The following is a 15,537-nucleotide window of genomic DNA, read 5'->3' as shown; positions in this document are numbered from 1 at the left end:
TTGCTGGCTATGATACAGAAATTGCCTACTGGGTGAAAACTGGAGTACGCCCGAAATAAAAAAGACGACAGTAAAGGAGTAATTATGTCTTACATTATTACCGAAACAAATCAACAATGCTTAACCATTACACTTAACCGAACCGATAAGAAAAATGCATTAACACGCGACATGTACCAAGAAATGGCGAATGCCATATTAGGTGTTAAGAACGATGGCTCAACCAAAGTGGTGGTTATCAAAGGCGCTGGCGATTGTTTTACTGCCGGTAACGATATTGGCGACTTTGCGCAGCAACAAGATCACGCTCAAGTGCCAGAAACAGCTGCCTTTATGCGAGCTTTGGCTGCATGTAATTTACCGGTTATTGCACAAGTTCATGGCTTGGCGGTGGGGATAGGCACAACGCTTTTACTTCATTGCGATTTTGTTTACGCCACTCCAGATACCCGATTTGTTCTACCGTTCATCAACTTAGGGCTTGTTCCCGAGTATGCATCAAGTTATCTTTTGCCTAAGGTTGCAGGTCATATCAAAGCGGCAGAGTGGTTAATGCTAGGCGAACCTTTTACCTCCGCCGATGCTTATCAATTTGGTATTCTGACAAAAATTGTTGACGCACACGAAATGGATCAAACCGTTCAAACTACGGTAGACAAACTTGTCGCCAAGCCTTCGTTCTCGCTTAGACAGACTAAAGCGCTATTAAAAGGTGACGGGGAGCGAACAAATCAACAAATGAACGAAGAGTTTGATATATTTTTGGAAGCGTTGGGCACAACCGCAGCCCAAGAAGCGTTTGATGCGTTTCTTAAAAAACGCCCAATTAACCCCGAAAAATTTAAATAAGAGGAAGTATTATTTTGAGACGCAGTGCTTTGTTCAGAGCTTCAGTGGTAACCCTTGCATTATCTAGCTGTTTTGTTTTTGGTGTGAACGCGAAACAAACGCGTGAAGTCGGAGAGCCAGAAGCAGCAACAGGCTACATAGAGAAAAAGGCATTTGAAGCCGAAGATTATATGGTTGTAGCGGCAAACCCTTATGCGTCTTGGGCGGGGAAGAATATTCTAGAAAAAGGCGGCAGCGCGATAGATGCTGCAGTGGCTGTTCAATCAATGCTTTCTCTGGTTGAACCGCAATCATCAGGCATTGGTGGTGGTGCCTTTATCCTTTATTGGGATAATAAGAACAAAGTACTTCACACCTTCGACGGACGTGAAACCGCGCCCAAAGCTGTCAATTCTCATTGGTTCATTGAAGGTAACAAGCCAATGCGCTGGTTAGATGCCGTAGTTGGCGGTAAGTCAGTAGGCGTGCCTGGTGCGGTAAAAGCATTAGAAATGGCTCAAAGTGAGTTCGGCAAGCTGCCTTGGAATACGCTGTTCGACGATACAATCAAAACAGCTGAAGATGGTTTTAAAGTATCCCCGCGTTTAGCTAAGCTGGTGGCGTTGGACTATCACCCAGGTCTTAAAACTTTTCCTGCAAGCTCTACTTACTTCTTTCCAGCAGGCCTCCCTTTAAAAGAAGGCACGGTTAAGAAAAACAAAAAGCTCGCCAAAACCTTAAGAGGTATTGCTGAAAAAGGCAGCGACTATTTATTGAAAGGCGAGGTCGCTGAAAAAATAGTAAAAGCGGTAAATAGCGCTGAAATCAACCCAGGCCAGATGACGTTAGAAGATTTAGCAAGCTACGAGCCTGTAAAACGCGAACCTGTTTGTGGGCTATATCACGAAAAGCGTATCTGCGGTATGGCACCACCTAGCTCTGGTGGTGTGAACGTTTATCAGATTCTAAAAATGCTAGAGGGTTTTAACCTTAGTCAATATGCGCCAGATTCAGTAGAGTTTGCGAACTTGTACACGCAAGCAAGTGCGCTTTCATATGCGGATCGCGAGAAGTTTATAGCAGATAGCGATTTTACTAACCTGCCGTTTGCGGCCATGATCAACACGGCTTATCTTGAGCGCCGAGCTGAAAATATTGCTGTTGATAAAGAGTGGCGTCGCAAGCGCGCGGGTAATCCGTACGCCGATGCGAATGTAGCGCTTGGTACGTCAATGGAGCTACCTAACACCTCACACGTCTCTATCGTAGACAAAGAGGGTAATGCAGTATCAATGACTACCAGCATTGAATTTATGTTTGGTTCTGGGATTATGGTAGAAGGCTTCTTGCTTAATAACCAGCTTACCGACTTTTCATTTTCGCCGACTAAAAACCGCTTTCCTGTACCAAATCGTGTAGAGCCTGGTAAACGCCCTAGAAGCGCGATGAGCCCTACAATGGTCTTCGACAAAGAAGGGAACCTAGAGGTTGTTGTCGGCTCGCCGGGCGGCTCTAGAATTGTAAGCTATGTAGCCCAAACCCTTATTGGTGTTTTAGACTTTGGCTTGGATATTCAACAGGCTATCAACTTGCCTAAAATAACCAATAGAAATGACTACACGGCGTTAGAGAAGGGCACGCCAATAGCTGAGCTTGAAGAGCCGTTAAAGGCACTCGGCCATAACGTCAAAGTAGTGGATCTAAACAGCGGTCTTCATGGCATTCAGTTTAAATCAGGTAAATTAATTGGCGGCGCAGATCCTCGCAGGGAGGGCATTGCAGTAGGGCGCTAACGCTGAGCTTGCGTAGATAGAAAAAGATACAGCAGTATGTTGTTGAGTGAGTGAAAGCGGAAGATTAAATATCTTCCGCTTTTTTTGTGCTAGGAAATGTAAATGGAATGGTCGGCGCTTTCTAGTTTTTACTTTCAACTATTCGATTTTTCAAGAAGGAGCAATACTGACCGAATATGTGCGGAGAACGACGCCGCAGGTGTTACTTGAATAACACGCCAGCCCTGATTGTTGTACTTTTTAATTTCTTCGTTAAGGGTGTCTAAATTGAGTTGGCTAGACCAAAAGTTACGAGTTTTAAATTCAACGACTTTTTGCATTTATATAGTTCCTTCTACAGCTTTATTCTTTAAATTATTAAATAGTAATATAACCTTCAAGGTAAGACACTGCTTGGCCAGAAATAAGCACGCGATCACCTGCTACTTCACACTTCACTGTACCACCTCGTTTAGATGCTTGATAAGCGATAAGTTTTGACCGTCCAAACACTTTTGCCCAATAGGGCGCCAGCCCAGTGTGGATTGAACCGGTAACCGGGTCTTCATCACCGCCGTTCGCAGGCCAGAAATAACGGGATACAAAGTCAAATTGAGTACCCGGTGCCGTCACTACCACATCATAGGGCGCAAGTGTTTTTAGTTGTTCGCTGTCTTGAATTACACTTAAAACGTCATCTTCGTCAGAATAAACAGCAAAATAAGCTTGGTCATTTTTGAAAATGCTTTTTGGTTTTATTGAAAGCCCTCGTAGTAATGCTTCAGGCACGTCATCTACAGGGGGAGGCATTCTATTGGGAAAGTCCATTTGAATGAATCCGTCGTCTTTCTTAACGACTTTCATCATACCCACCGATTTGGCGAATAGAAAAATGTGCGGTAGTTGGTAATTTTCGCTAAAGATTACGAACGCGGATGCCAGCGTTGCGTGACCACAAAAGTCGATTTCCGTTATGGGGGAGAACCAGCGTATGGCAAATACACCGTTGTCGTCTTCTACCAAAAATGCGGTTTCTGAAAGGTTATTTTCAGCAGCGATTTCTTGCATTTTTTCATCGCTAAGCCATTTTCCCGTTATAACTACGGCAGCAGGATTGCCTTTAAACCTTACATTGGTAAATGCATCGACAACGTTAATTTTAATTTTCACTAGAACGCGTGCTCACTATGTTTTTAAGCTTGATTTAAACCAAGCTCTTTCTGCATTTTCTTGGTTAACCCTAACGATACTAGTTTATAAGAAGCGCTTAAATAGTATTCTAACGCTTCATCTTCATCGTTCTCACAATTGTACTGTTGTATCCACTTCATTCCACGACTAGCAAGATAGGGCGCAGGCCTATAGCCGGGCTTTTCTTCCAGAAAATAATAATTTTGCTCTGACGTTTTAAAGGTAAAAGCAGGGTGCCCGTCCTTGCCAATGCTCCCTATAGCGAAGACTTTACCACCAACTTTCCACACTTCTGAATTTCCCCACTGAACGACATGAGTAGTGTGGGGTAGTGCTTCGCAAAAGTGATTAAATTCGTCAAGAGTCATAGGCATTCGCTTAACTAGTTGTCAAAGCATGAGTCATCGATCCTTATCATAAAACTATATGTCGCTGTCACTACGGTGCTTTCTAATTGACTCTGAAATAGCATTTGTTTTTGCCTGCGAGCGACTTTTACATTTTTTTCTATCATCATAATGTCCCGAAGAACACTCTGATTTGTTTTCGTTACCTTTAATCACAGCTGACGTGGTATTGTAGATAGCATCCAAGCCGTCATGAGGAGTATTAATTGTGCCGCAGCCAATAAGAAGTAGAGAGAAAAGTGGGAATGCAACATTCTTCATTTAGTTAAAACCTTTCTTGAAAATAAGACGTAATTGCGCCTAATTAGCGCTACCTTAAACACTTGAAATTACAACAACTACACAAAGACTACAAAACTAGACTGCAGACTAAATTAACCATATCAGGTGATTTTTCATCTTACTCTTCTTGCTTTAGCCAAAAAGAATTAGCAAGGATGAGAGTGGGCCCCCCCAGGTCAATGAACCTTCTAGCTGACCAAAAAAAGCGACCTAGCCTTTCTTCTATATCGAATTGTCCTTCTTTCGCTAATTTAATCAGATCACCTTTGACTGTTTTCACAATGGTTCCTTGTCTCCTAACTTTTAAATAAGGGGCGATAACGCGTAGGACACAATAGCGAAGCGGCCCTGCGTGTTAGCGTCCCAGCGAGATTGCGAGCGATTTACTGCGTTTGTAATACGCAGTTTGCCACACCTGTAGCGCATTGCTACAATGTAATGACGAACCATTAGGAGACATGTTATGGCAACCGCGAGCGTAAGACTAGACCAAGATCTAGTTGAGAGAGCTACGATTATGGGCAAAGCACTAAACCGAACTATGCCAAAACAGATTGAGCATTGGGCAAAGATAGGTGAAATGATGGAAGATAACCCTGACTTGCCTTACGAATTCGTGAAACAGGCAATTATTTCTAAAGCTGAAAAAGAGGCTGGAAAATTGGAGCCTTACGATTTTGGCTAAGATTACCAGTGTTTTACAGACAGCTAATTTTAAGAGAGCAGTAAAGAAGTTACATCAGAATCAGAAAAAAGACTTGGATAAAGCGGTTAAGGAACTCATGGCCGATCCTCTTCTAGGTGAGCAGAAAAAAGGCGACCTAGCCTTTCTTCGCGTGTACAAATTCAAGATGGTCAAGCAGTTAACTTTACTTGGTTACAGCTACGAGGATGGCACTGTAATACTTGAGTTGATTGCACTTGGCTCTCATGAAAACTTTTATCGCGATGTTAAAAAGTTATTCTGACCAATCGCGTATAACATTAAGCTAAGCGGTGCAGTTGCGTGGGGCATAATGGCGCAGCCGCCCCACGTGTATGCGTCCCAGCGAACGAAGTGAGTGTGTTGATTGAGTTGTTATGTTCACTTTGCTGAAAATTCCTCAAGAATTTGCATAGTGGGTGTAGGCTTTGAGACCCATTCTCCATTTTCCATAACTTGCATTGTTTCATTGAAGCCACCTTGAGAATTAAAGTAATCAGCAACTTCTGCATAAAAGTCTTGGATAACTTGATCTTCCCGTTCACTCGTAGGTGGTAGTCTAAAGGCGTCAGTAATTAAAACTTTGTTAGATACATGGCCTCTTAAAGCTAATCTGGCCTTTTCAATTTCTCCACTCTCAATATGCCTTAATGCGTAAAGCATAAACCTGCCGTTATCTACGTGTTCTTTGGTGTAGCTAGTAGAGTCTAGAGAAGTGGTTAAATAGAATGAAGATAAAAAGCCAAGGCTAAACACAACCATGGTGAAAAGACCGCCAAAAACTCCAATTAAAACTTTAGATTTCATAATCCATCCTTGTGAACATAACGCTAAGCTTTGGGACGCTAGCACGTGGGCTAAAATCCGAACGAAGTGAGTCAGCCAACGTGTTAGCGACCGGAGGGAGTGCCAACATTTGTTTGTTAGCCATCACGTTAATCAAAGTCAATGTAACCACCATGTTTACCGCAATGAATACATTTGAATATATAAGCTGTTGGTGATCCATCAGCATCGAGGGACTGAAAGAAGCTTTCCCATTGCCCTTCTTTAAGGCCGTACGTGACAGTTGCCTCTGACTTCAGTGAATCTTCTAAATCCTTTCCGTAGTCTTTTATTTCTCTGAAGCCTGCGCAACCAAGATAATTTGCACCATCACTACAGTGCGTCCACCACCTTTCTTGCTGCCAACCAGTAAATCCCGGTGTTCGATAGGTTATTTCTTCTTTAATTGATAAAGCTACATCCTCCCAATCACCATACCCACCTATACCGTCAAAATCTGTAAATTCCGCATCAAATTTCTTATGGGCCGCACCATTTGCGATGCACCAAGGGCATATTGAGTCCTCTAACTCTACTTCAGAATAGGGTAGCCCACCGTATATATATCCAGTGGCTTTACCGCAGCATAAACAAACTGCGTCTGATTCTATTATTGAACCAGACTTTAACGGGTCAGAATGATATTTAAACTTGGGAAGTTCCATGTTCCTCCTTGATGGCTAACGGCCCGCATAACGGGCAAAAATACGTAGGCTATAATACCGAGCGAAGCGAAGGGAGCCTACGTGTTTTTGTCCCAGCGAGCCCGCGAGCGAGTTTATGCGATTGTTAGGTTTCACTGTGATTCAACGAAGAAAGAACTGATTTCAATTGCGGAATTGCAGATTGAACAGAGCCCATACCTTCTAGGGAAACCATTAATACGCCTTTATTAGTACCGAGACACGCAGCAACTAAATGCCCTTCTTCATTTGGACCTGAATAAGCAACTAATTCCCAAGGAGCACTTGTTTGAATATCTAAAGGGGCAAGTTGAGAATGTAATTCCATTTTAGGAAGTTGTTCATTGAGGTTTGATAAGTAGCTTTTCATTTCAGCTAATATCTCAGCACCCTTTTCTACGGATGGCACAATGTAGACTGAAAGAATGATTACCTGTTCTGATTCTTTATTTGCTGCAACAGTCGTAGTTTTGTTTGTATTTACAACTGACCAGCCCTTTCCGAGCGCTAAAGAAAAGCCATTGGATTGGATTTCTTGAGACACAGAACTAAACGCTGTAACTAGTAAAATCAGACCGAAAAACATCACTTTCATTGAATCAGTTCCTTTGAAACCTAACTTTTAAATAAGGGGCGATAACACGTGGGGCATAATAGCGAAGCGGCCCTGCGTGTTAGCGTCCCAACGAGCGACAGCGAGTGACTTTATTTTTTTGTTATATGGCATTCTAACCCCAGCGCGCGATTATTTGTTTGAGAACCTTTAAGACCTTTTGTTTTCTTACACCTTTATTAATTCCTTTTGGCAATTTGCAATACCATGGTTGCCAGTAATGCTCATGGGGAGGGTGTTGAGAAATGGTGCTCGGATGAGTTTTGCTTTCAAAATACGCTATGCACTGTCTAACTTGTTGAATGCTGGCAAACTGAAAAGTGAAATTGTACACCTCTGCTAGGTATACCCATTTTGGTACTAAATTACTCCGACTTTTTGATACAGGTATACCGCCTTCAATCGACGATGACATGAAATCGGAGTGCTTTTTGGGATCTGCTAGTTCTCTACGAATCTTTGCCATTACACCTGCCATATAACTTTTAAATAAGGGGCGCAGGCATGTGGGGCATAATGGCGAAGCCGCCCCACGTGTATGCGTCCCAGCGAACGCAGTGAGTGACTTAATTTTTTTGTTATATGCCATTCTATAAACAACGCCCCGTATTGGAGATTGAATGTTTAATGACAGCATTGTCTTGAATTTCTGTTGTAGCCACTAAAACCCAATCTTTGCAGAGGATACCATTGCCTTCTGTGTTTTCTAATTTAGAAGAAATATTTCCCGATAACAAATTTACAAATGCCTCTGAATCTATTTCTTTTAGTTTATTTAAAGCTTCTTCTTGCGGAGTACCAACAGGAATAATTTTATATAGTTCACTTTTCCAAAACACCACTCGTTCTTCTACGCCCGTTTCCTTTGCGCAAGATGCCAAAGCCAGCAAACTAATTAAAAACAGCTGAAACTTAAAATTTTTCACTGGCATATAACACCCAACTTTGGGGCAAAAGTACGTAGGCTAAAATAAGGAGCGAAGCGACGGGAGCCTACGTATTTTTGTCCCAGCGAACGCAGTGAGTGGCAACAGTTGTTTGTTAGACACGTACTTAAAGCGATCTCGAAATTTGTTTGCATATAGATACGTCATTAGCCCTAGCACTACTATATTTTTTTCCGTTTTTTCTGAAAACTAGCCTACAGCTTCGGCTTCTGCTATCCGGATCGAAAGTTGATTTTGGATTATCCAATACTATGTGCTTATTTGCAGGGTATACATAGCGTAATTCGATAGTCCCACTCCCTTTGTTATAAAGGGCGTAAAAAACGTCAAGATATTGTTTGTAACCATAGTATGTACACAATATTGGTACCACAGGAGAAAACAAAATGATTTTATATAAACTCAAAGCTGTATTGTATTTAACCTTATAAATTAGGCCAACAACAATACTTAAAAATGCCGCTGCAATGGAGACATTTTTGATGACCTCAAAATGAAAGAGAGGTATAGCGGGATCTGTTAATGTGATATCCATGACAAGTGTCTAACACCCGCATAACGGGCAAAAACACGTAGGCTACAATACCAAGCAAAGCGCAGGGAGCCTACGTGTTTTTGTCCCTAGCGAGCGCAGCGAGTGGTTAATGCGTTTGTTAAATGCCAATCACCAACTTCATCGATTCTGCCGCAGATATAAAACCCAATAAAAAGAATAATATACGTGTAAAAGTATTAACTGCAAAACGCAATGCATCAGGTTCAAACCATGGTTTTTTATCAAAATCATATTCTGTACGAAGTTGTCGCTGACACTCTCCAATAATTTGCTTACCAATAACCAGCAAAAAAATTAAGGTGAAAAAGGTAAAAGCGAAAACTCCACCTGGAAGAGAATAAAACTCAATAACAGTGTCGCTGAGTACTAGTAATACTCCAGCCAAAAATGATGTTGTTTTTGTAGCTTCCATTGGCATTTAACGCTAAGCTTTGGGGCGCTAGCACGTGGGCTAAAATCCGAGCGGAGCGAGTCAGCCCACGTGTTAGCGTCCCAGCGACCGGAGGGAGTGCCAACAGCGTTTTGTTAGGCGTACAAAGGAACGTACGCAGCTTTGCTGCCACCACAAGCCAAATAGGCCGCGTATTTAAATTGTTGAATTTAAGATAAAACAACCCTGTGCGAAATGCCAGATGTTAACGGTATTACTGGATAAAAGAGCGAGTTTAGAAAACTTGTAGTGTTGAATGTTGGCGTTGCGGTGTTGATGAAAAGCACGTTGCTAAAGCCGTTGAAACTACCGAAAAAGCAAGCCGTAAAGACAACCTAGCGAAACAACCTTGATGCTGTAATGTCACGTCCGAACGTACTTTTTCATGCTGTAAGTAAATGACGCCTAACGCTAAGCTTTGGGGCGCTAACACGTGGGCTAAAATCCGAACGAAGTGAGTCAGCCCACGTGTTAGCGTCCCAGCGACCGAAGGGAGTGCCAACAGCGTTTTGTTAGGCGTACAACTGAAAGTACGCAGCTTTGCTGCCACCACTAGCCAAATAGACCGCGTGTTTAAATAATTGAATTTAAGATAAAACAACCCTGTGCGAAATGCCAGATGTTAACGGTAATGCTGGATAAAAGAGCGAGTTTAGAAGACTGGTGATGTTGAATGTTGGCGTTTCTGTGTTTATGAAAAGCGCGTTGCTAAAGCCGTTGAAACTACCTAGAAAGCAAGCCGCAAAGACAACCTAGCGAAACAACCTTAAAGCTGGAATGTCACGCCTGAACCCATATTTTAATGCTGTAAGTAAATGACGCCTAACTTTTAAATAAGGGGCGCAGGCATGTGGGGCATAATGGCGAAGCCGCCCCGCATGTATGCGTCCCAGCGAACGTAGTGAGTGACTTAATTTTTTTGTTATGTTTCATCTGTCTACAGGGGGCCATGGTCTTATTTGAAACTTGATTTGGTTTTCAATTTTCCAATTGGCAGGTTTTAATTCAGGTTCAAACCACTCACATCCGCTGTCCAACCACTCTTGATAATGAATTAGATTGTCGTCCAAACCAAATTCGCAGCCACAACATTCGCAGATATCATAGCTCCATCTTAACTCCTGTACTGAACAATATGGTTCTTTGTAAGGACTCCATCCACAAACTGGGCAGTTGTATATTTTCATAATGGAACATAACGCTAAGCTTTGGGGCGCTAGCACGTGGGCTAAAATCCGAGCGAAGCGAGCCAGCCCACGTGTTAGCGTCCCAGCGACCGGAGGGAGTGCCAACAGCGTTTTGTTAGGCGTACAAAGAAACGTACGCAGCTTTGCTGCCACCACTAGCCGATACGGCCACTTATTTAAATTATTGAATTTAAGATAAAACAACCCTGTGCGAAAAGCCAGATGTTAACGACATTGCGCGATAAAAGAGCGAGTTTAGAAGACTGGTGATGTTGAATGTTGGTGTTGCGGTGTTGATGAAAAGCGCGTTGCTAAAGCCGTTGAAACTACCGAAACAGCAAGCTGTAAGGACAACCTAGTGAAACAACCTTGATGCTTAAATGTCACGTTTAAACCCACTTCTTTATGCTGTAAGTAAATGACGCCTAACGCTAAGCTTTGGGGCGCTAGCACGTGGGCTAAAATCCGAACGAAGTGAGTCAGCCCACGTGTTAGCGTCCCAGCGACCGGAGGGAGTGCCAACAGCGTTTTGTTAGGCGTACAAAGAAACGTACGCAGCTTTGCTGCCACCACTAGCCGATACGGCCACTTATTTAAATTATTGAATTTAAGATAAAACAACCCTGTGCGAAATGCCAGATGTTAACGACATTGCTGGATAAAAGAGCGAATTTAGACAACTTGTAGTGTTGAATGTTGGTGTTGCGGTGTTGATGAAAAGCACGTTGCCAAAGCCGTTGAAACTACCGAAAAAGTAAGCTGTAAAGCCAACCTAGCGAAACAACCTTGATGCTGGAATGTCACGGCTTAACCTACCTTTTAATGCTGTAAGTAAATGACGCCTAACGCTAAGCTAAGGGGCGGTTGCACGTGGGGCATAATAACGAAGTGGCCCCGCGTGTAAGCGTCCCAGTGACCGAAGGGAACGACTTAAGCGCTTTGTTAGAAGCAGAGCGTGTTCCGTTGGCCTTTTTAAAAACTATTGAAGCCAGCATACGATTGATTGTTAACGCAAACAAGAAAAACTACAGCGCAGAGATGTTTTTGATTTAACTGAAGCAAGCCGCCATTTGAACTGACAAACGCATTGGCGCTTGCTGACGTTGAATAAGTGCTTGGCGACAAAGCGCCTAATGCGCAACCTTTGAAGTTAATGCGGCGATATTAAAACTACCAAATGCTAAAGCGATGCTGGTAAAAACAGGTGAGGGTAGTTGGACTGAGATTTTTACAAAGCCAAACGTAGTTTAGGCTGACGCCTTCTAACATTAAGCTAAGCGGCGCAGTTGCGTGGGGCATAATGGCGAAGCCGCCCCGCGTAAATGCGTCCGAGCGACCGAAGGGAGTGGTCTTAAGCGCCTTGTTATAAGCAGAGCCAGTTCCTTTGGTCTTTTTAAAAACTGTTGAAGCCAGCATACGATTGATTGTTAACACAGACAAGAAAAACGACTGTGCAGTGAAGGTTTTGATTTGACAGAAGCTAGCCGCCAGTTGGGCCTTTGAGTGTAATGGCGCTTGCGAGGTTCAACTAATATCTTGGCGATAAAGCGCCTATTACACCACCTTTGAGTTGAGAGCGGCGGATTCAAACCTACCACAAGCCAGAGCGATGCAAATGAAAACAGGTGAGGGCAGTTACACTGGGGTTTTTATAAAGCCAAACGCAGTTTAGGCTGACGCCTTATAACTTTCCAATAACGGGCGTAGGCACGTGGGGCATAATGGCGAAGCCGCCCCGCGTGTATGCGTCCCAGCGAACGTAGTGAGTGAGTTTATTGGGTTGTTATATGCCTTGTTTATTAAACCTGATGACATCTTTGTGTAATCCATAAGACATGCTCAATCCAAGCGTATCGTTAAAATAGAACTGAATATATCCATTATTGAGCCTAGCTTCCCAGTTACTGATATTGTCGTAGCGAGAAAGGTATAGATTCACTTTTTTCTGTCTCCCAAGGTTCCAAGACCTTCCAATGGGGTCGTCGTACCAAGCACTTGAAACAATGCCATTCGTTTCATAAATAGCTACATTGTAAGCTGAATTTGAAACCTTATATTGCCTTTCCCCTTCGGACTCAAAAAAGACGGGGCTTCCAATCTTTTTTAAAATAGCCAATCCATCTTCTATTGGAATGCCTAGAGGTACGTGAGGGCTTTTGAGTTTTTTAAACCAGATAATGTCCGTATTCCTTTGGCATATAACGCTAAGCTTTGGGGCGCTAGCACGTGGGCTAAAATCCGAGCGAAGCGAGCCAGCCCACGTGTTAGCGTCCCAGCGACCGAAGGGAGTGCCAACAGCGTTTTGTTAGGCGTACAAAGGAACGTACGCAGCTTTGCTGCCACCACTAGCCAATTGGCCAGCTTGTTTAAATTATTGAATTTAAGATAAAACAACCCTGTGCGAAATGCCAGATGTTAAGGACATTGCAGGATAAAAGAGCGAGTTTAGAAGACTGATGATGTTAAATGTTGGCGTTGCGGTGTTGATAAAAGCGCGTTGCTAAAGCCGTTGAAACTACCGAAAAAGCAAGCTGTAAAGACAACCTAGCGAAACAACCTTGATGCCTGAATGTCACTATTGAAACCACTTTTTGAATCGGTAAGTAAATGACGCCTAACTTTTCAATAACGGGCGCAGGCACGTAGGGCATAATGGCGAAGCCGCCCTGCGTGTATGTGTCCCAGCGAACGAAGTGAGTGAGTTTATTGAGTTGTTAGGTGCGTTCACGATAAGACCTTTATAATTTGACCATTTACGACAGAAAAACCATTTTTGAAGTACCATTGCTCTAATCGATTTGTTTCTCCAACAATCTTTCCTGTCAGTTTGTTTAGGCCAATTCGTTTACAGTGTGCAATAACTGATTTCAGCAATAAAGTGCCGTAGCCTTTATTCCTGTGGGAAACAATTGTCTTCTTAGATGAAAAAAAAGAGTAATTATAGTGTGTTCTCTCTATAACTATGATGTCCGAAAGAACACCATCATTACCCTTAATACTGACGTGAGCCTTGCCCACTAATTCGTTTTCTACTTTACAGAGGAGTGAAAAACCAAAGGGCAACCTATCCTGAAACTCCATTTCTATTATATCCATGAGAGCACCTAACTTTTAAATAAGGGGCGCAGGCATGTAGGGCATAATGGCGAAGCCGCCCTGCATGTATGCGTCCCAGCGAACGAAGTGAGTGACTTGATTTTTTTGTTAGATGGCATTAGCCGCAAGTGTTCGAAGCTCACTTTCGTATCCTTGCAAGTTGAAATTCGTTGAGCATTTATTCATAAAACCATGAAAATAAGGCACCTGCCTAATTTTGGTTCTTTCTGTGTTGCGCAATTCCGAGATTAATTCTGGTACCGAAAAGTGTTTTTCTGTTTTTGGGAAAACAAGAGTAACTGGAAATAATGGAACAACTTTTCGGTTGTTTCTTATTTGAGACCCGTAAAAGCATATGGCTTTTTTTATGCGTGAAGATGCAAAACTTTCTGAGAGATTCCAAATGGCAGCAGCACCGATACTGAATCCGACGAGATTTACAGAAGAATCCAAGTTGGTTAGCGTGTTAATCAAATGCTTGCTGTAATTTCCCAAGCCGATATTAGAGGAGAAATACTCATATGCATCGCTTTCAGTTTGGAACATTTTATATTGACCGTCATACGGGTCGACGATTAGATGGTTCTTACAAATGATATTTGCCAACTCTTCAAGAGCTGGTGTTTTACCAAAAATATCTGCAACGATTACAGTAGTCACCTAAATCTCCGTGCCATCTAACTTTCCAATAACGGGCGCAGACATGTGGGGCATAATGGCGAAGCCACCCCGCGTGTATGCGTCCCAGCGAACGAAGTGAGTGAGTTGATTGGGTTGTTAGGTGCGCTCACGCCAAGACCCCATTTAGCAGCATACTAGGCATAAAAAAGTAAAAAGCCAATAAACCTGAACTTGTAAATAGAAGTGCGACGGCGCAAAAAGATGCTTGAACGAAAAAGACGGAAGGTTTAGCAGATGCACTATGCCTAAAAGCTACTACTGAGGTTTTTAAACATTCTTTAATTGCTTGGTATTTAGTTGAGAACCAAGAAATGAGTGGAGCAAGGCTTGCGAAAACGAGAGCAAATGCGATTTCCACACCGCCTAATTGGACTAAGAAGGCTATCTCTGGCAAAACTGCCGCTGCTACAGCCATTGCGATACCGATAACTGCGCGTTGTAGATTAGTTAATTCATTCCATGATTTCATAATTTTTCCTTTTAGCACCTAACTTTCCAATAACGGGCGCAGACATGTGGGGCATAATGGCGCAGCCGCCCCGCGTGTATGCGTCCCAGCGAACGCAGTGAGTGTGTTGATTGGGTTGTTATGCATCAAAAACCCCAAACAACCTAGTGTAGTTTTTTACATATGTATTAGTTGTTACCAACGGCCACAAAAACAATCCATTGGCGAAAACAGGAAAAGCGATAATGACCGAGAAATCTGCGCTAGCCTCAAAAACGCATGAAATACCAAATAACACTCCTAATAAGAAAGTAACAATACTGTATTTCCTATACCAGCCCAGCTTTTTGTAAAGGGTTTTAAACTCAAAGTCGTTAGTAATACCATTGATGCATAAAAAAAGAACGACACTAGATGGAATAAGCAACACTATGCTAATGGGGCTGGCTTTGCTGATAGCTAAGCAAATTAGATAAACGAAACCAGTAGCCAGTGACCAATGAAACACTACACCCTTATAAATATATTGCCTATTAAATGGGTCAGAAGGAATAGGGTTACGGTTCATAATTTCACTTTGATGCATAACGCTAAGCTTTGGGGCGCTAGCACGTGGGCTAAAATCCGAGCGAAGCGAGCCAGCCCACGTGTTAGCGTCCCAGCGACCGGAGGGAGTGCCAACAGCGTTTTGTTAGGCGTACAAAGAAACGTACGCAGCTTTGCTGCCACCACTAGCCGATACGGCCACTTATTTAAATTATTGAATTTAAGATAAAACAACCCTGTGCGAAAAGCCAGATGTTAACGACATTGCGCGATAAAAGAGCGAGTTTAGAAGACTGGTGATGTTGAATGTTGGTGTTGCGGTGTTGATGAAAAGCGCGTTGC

22 protein-coding genes are annotated in these 15,537 nt (G+C 42.8%); 5 read left to right on the top strand and 17 right to left on the bottom strand.

The annotated features are described in order from the left end of the window. Positions 1 to 84 precede the first annotated feature (84 nt). Entirely contained in the window at positions 85 to 849 is a 765-nt protein-coding gene (locus ACXAFM_RS00660) for an enoyl-CoA hydratase (protein WP_474825989.1), read from the top strand. A 14-nt stretch (positions 850 to 863) separates the two neighbouring features. Continuing rightward, positions 864 to 2,621: a gamma-glutamyltransferase gene (gene ggt / locus ACXAFM_RS00655; RefSeq protein ID WP_474825987.1), complete on the top strand. Its 1,758-nt coding sequence runs from the start codon at positions 864 to 866 to the stop codon at positions 2,619 to 2,621. 134 nt (positions 2,622 to 2,755) lie between these two features. Here ggt and ACXAFM_RS00650 read toward each other — a convergent pair whose 3' ends face one another. From ACXAFM_RS00650 to ACXAFM_RS00630, 5 genes are all read right to left on the bottom strand, one after another. After that, complete coding sequence (locus ACXAFM_RS00650) at positions 2,756 to 2,941, bottom strand: DUF4177 domain-containing protein (RefSeq protein WP_474825985.1); 186 nt, start codon at positions 2,939 to 2,941, stop codon at positions 2,756 to 2,758. Positions 2,942 to 2,978: 37 nt separating this feature from the next. Beyond that, positions 2,979 to 3,770 (bottom strand): PhzF family phenazine biosynthesis protein, encoded by a 792-nt coding sequence (locus tag ACXAFM_RS00645; RefSeq protein ID WP_474825983.1) that lies wholly within the window; start codon positions 3,768 to 3,770, stop codon positions 2,979 to 2,981. A 23-nt stretch (positions 3,771 to 3,793) separates the two neighbouring features. Beyond that, positions 3,794 to 4,159: an MmcQ/YjbR family DNA-binding protein gene (locus ACXAFM_RS00640; protein ID WP_474825981.1), complete on the bottom strand. Its 366-nt coding sequence runs from the start codon at positions 4,157 to 4,159 to the stop codon at positions 3,794 to 3,796. Between the two features lie 54 nt (positions 4,160 to 4,213). Then, positions 4,214 to 4,459: a hypothetical protein gene (locus ACXAFM_RS00635; RefSeq protein WP_474825979.1), complete on the bottom strand. Its 246-nt coding sequence runs from the start codon at positions 4,457 to 4,459 to the stop codon at positions 4,214 to 4,216. Between the two features lie 139 nt (positions 4,460 to 4,598). Then, the gene (locus ACXAFM_RS00630; protein ID WP_474825977.1) at positions 4,599 to 4,760 is read right to left on the bottom strand and encodes a hypothetical protein; all 162 of its coding nucleotides are present in this window, start codon (positions 4,758 to 4,760) and stop codon (positions 4,599 to 4,601) included. Positions 4,761 to 4,943: 183 nt separating this feature from the next. Between ACXAFM_RS00630 and ACXAFM_RS00625 the strand changes: the two genes are divergently transcribed. Further along, on the top strand, positions 4,944 to 5,165 hold the full coding sequence (locus ACXAFM_RS00625; protein WP_474825975.1) for a TA system antitoxin ParD family protein: 222 nt from the start codon (positions 4,944 to 4,946) through the stop codon (positions 5,163 to 5,165). Then, on the top strand, positions 5,158 to 5,448 hold the full coding sequence (locus ACXAFM_RS00620; protein WP_018983976.1) for a type II toxin-antitoxin system RelE/ParE family toxin: 291 nt from the start codon (positions 5,158 to 5,160) through the stop codon (positions 5,446 to 5,448). Before ACXAFM_RS00625 ends, ACXAFM_RS00620 begins: the two co-directional genes overlap by 8 nt. Before the next feature lie 116 nt (positions 5,449 to 5,564). Here the strand turns inward: ACXAFM_RS00620 and ACXAFM_RS00615 are convergent, their stop codons facing one another. From ACXAFM_RS00615 to ACXAFM_RS00590, 6 genes are all read right to left on the bottom strand, one after another. Next, positions 5,565 to 5,990, bottom strand: coding sequence for a hypothetical protein (locus tag ACXAFM_RS00615; protein ID WP_474825973.1), 426 nt, complete (start codon positions 5,988 to 5,990; stop codon positions 5,565 to 5,567). Positions 5,991 to 6,118: 128 nt separating this feature from the next. Continuing rightward, positions 6,119 to 6,673 (bottom strand): CbrC family protein, encoded by a 555-nt coding sequence (locus ACXAFM_RS00610; protein WP_474825971.1) that lies wholly within the window; start codon positions 6,671 to 6,673, stop codon positions 6,119 to 6,121. Positions 6,674 to 6,797: 124 nt separating this feature from the next. Next, positions 6,798 to 7,286, bottom strand: a complete 489-nt coding sequence (locus tag ACXAFM_RS00605) for a hypothetical protein (protein WP_474825969.1) — start codon at positions 7,284 to 7,286, stop codon at positions 6,798 to 6,800. 133 nt (positions 7,287 to 7,419) lie between these two features. After that, positions 7,420 to 7,770: a hypothetical protein gene (locus ACXAFM_RS00600; protein ID WP_474825967.1), complete on the bottom strand. Its 351-nt coding sequence runs from the start codon at positions 7,768 to 7,770 to the stop codon at positions 7,420 to 7,422. A 124-nt stretch (positions 7,771 to 7,894) separates the two neighbouring features. Further along, entirely contained in the window at positions 7,895 to 8,236 is a 342-nt protein-coding gene (locus ACXAFM_RS00595) for a hypothetical protein (protein WP_474825965.1), read from the bottom strand. 668 nt (positions 8,237 to 8,904) lie between these two features. Further along, positions 8,905 to 9,225 (bottom strand): hypothetical protein, encoded by a 321-nt coding sequence (locus tag ACXAFM_RS00590; RefSeq protein ID WP_474825963.1) that lies wholly within the window; start codon positions 9,223 to 9,225, stop codon positions 8,905 to 8,907. A 2,069-nt stretch (positions 9,226 to 11,294) separates the two neighbouring features. Here ACXAFM_RS00590 and ACXAFM_RS00585 point away from each other — a divergent pair. Continuing rightward, positions 11,295 to 11,477: a hypothetical protein gene (locus tag ACXAFM_RS00585; RefSeq protein WP_474825961.1), complete on the top strand. Its 183-nt coding sequence runs from the start codon at positions 11,295 to 11,297 to the stop codon at positions 11,475 to 11,477. A gap of 730 nt (positions 11,478 to 12,207) precedes the next feature. Here ACXAFM_RS00585 and ACXAFM_RS00580 read toward each other — a convergent pair. The 6 genes from ACXAFM_RS00580 to ACXAFM_RS00555 all read right to left on the bottom strand — a co-directional run bounded on the left by ACXAFM_RS00580 (position 12,208) and on the right by ACXAFM_RS00555 (position 15,217). After that, the gene (locus ACXAFM_RS00580; protein WP_342325725.1) at positions 12,208 to 12,540 is read right to left on the bottom strand and encodes a hypothetical protein; all 333 of its coding nucleotides are present in this window, start codon (positions 12,538 to 12,540) and stop codon (positions 12,208 to 12,210) included. 346 nt (positions 12,541 to 12,886) lie between these two features. Next, a complete protein-coding gene (locus tag ACXAFM_RS00575) occupies positions 12,887 to 13,075 on the bottom strand; it encodes a hypothetical protein (protein WP_474825959.1) in 189 nt (62 codons plus the stop codon). Between the two features lie 73 nt (positions 13,076 to 13,148). After that, the gene (locus ACXAFM_RS00570) at positions 13,149 to 13,520 is read right to left on the bottom strand and encodes a GNAT family N-acetyltransferase (protein WP_474825957.1); all 372 of its coding nucleotides are present in this window, start codon (positions 13,518 to 13,520) and stop codon (positions 13,149 to 13,151) included. Between the two features lie 108 nt (positions 13,521 to 13,628). Beyond that, entirely contained in the window at positions 13,629 to 14,180 is a 552-nt protein-coding gene (locus tag ACXAFM_RS00565) for a hypothetical protein (protein WP_474825955.1), read from the bottom strand. Positions 14,181 to 14,307: 127 nt separating this feature from the next. Further along, complete coding sequence (locus ACXAFM_RS00560; protein WP_474825953.1) at positions 14,308 to 14,670, bottom strand: hypothetical protein; 363 nt, start codon at positions 14,668 to 14,670, stop codon at positions 14,308 to 14,310. 118 nt (positions 14,671 to 14,788) lie between these two features. Then, a complete protein-coding gene (locus ACXAFM_RS00555; RefSeq protein WP_474825951.1) occupies positions 14,789 to 15,217 on the bottom strand; it encodes a hypothetical protein in 429 nt (142 codons plus the stop codon). Positions 15,218 to 15,537: the final 320 nt, after the last annotated feature.

The organism is Alteromonas sp. ABD4_190 (assembly GCF_056160105.1).
This window is presented reverse-complemented; position numbering and strand designations above follow the sequence as displayed.